The following is a 1,038-nucleotide window of genomic DNA, read 5'->3' on the forward strand; positions in this document are numbered from 1 at the left end:
AGCGTTGCCAGCATGACCAGCGCCATGTGATGATGCCATGCATCCCACCGGCGTACTTGATAATCGGCCATGCCGCATTCGCTTTTCGCTTCATGAAAGCTGTGTTCAATGAAGAATCGCTGTGCTTGTACTTGCGCCAGTTCCTGTAATGGCGTTTCAAGTGACGCGTTGGATAAGCAATAATGCGATATTTCGTTAGCGCCGGCCTCCCGTCTGGCCAGCAAGTGCCAGCGATGCGCTTGTTTCTCGCTGCGATCCCATACCCATACAAATGCATGAAGATATTCCGCTTCCAGCATACCTTTCTCACCTTCACGCAGTTTAATGCGCCGCCATACAGTATCCGGCTGCTCAGATGCCCATTGATCAACACGTATCGCCTCAGATTGTGCTTTCAGGTGTTTCGGTTGCCTGCCACGGCCATTCCTGGCAGGAATACTCGGCATTGGGTCTTCAAGATAAATCATCTGCCGACAGTGAACATCAGCGACAAATGTGCAGCCAAGTTTATCAACACCACGCAAGAAAGCAGGATCCTTGCCATAACCGCCATCAATACCGACATAACCAAAACGCACGCCACGTTGTTTGGCTGCTTCGATCATCGATAATGCAATCTCGCATTTGCTTTGATAATGCTGGCATGCCTCAGGTATTGCCGCCTTCTTGCAACGATCCGGATCATTTACCCAATGTTGTGGCAAATACAAGCGTGTATCAATCAAACTGGCCATGTCGTTGTGACACAGACTGGCAAACACGCCAACCTGACAATTGTCCACCTTGCCAAGACGACCATTCCATTGCCGGGAAACACCCGCGGATGATTCTCCTTTCTTGGCAAAGCCACTTTCGTCAATAATCAGGATGGCCTCAGTTCCACCCAACAGCGCATCCGTTTCACGCGCAATCTGTTCGCAAAAACCATTCCAGTCAATCGCCTCCGATGTCAGCATGTGCTGCATCGCCTGATGATCAACTTCGTTGACCTCTCCCATGCGCAGCATATTCGCCCGCTCAGACTGAAACAATCCGCGC

1 protein-coding gene is annotated in these 1,038 nt (G+C 50.8%); it reads right to left on the reverse strand.

Annotation, left to right across the window (positions count from 1 at the left end):
- On the reverse strand, nt 1-1,038 hold a 1,038-nt coding region (locus BMY62_RS15890), incomplete at both ends, for an IS701 family transposase (RefSeq protein ID WP_090662271.1).

The organism is Nitrosomonas marina (assembly GCF_900111605.1).
Lineage (GTDB): Bacteria > Pseudomonadota > Gammaproteobacteria > Burkholderiales > Nitrosomonadaceae > Nitrosomonas > Nitrosomonas marina_A.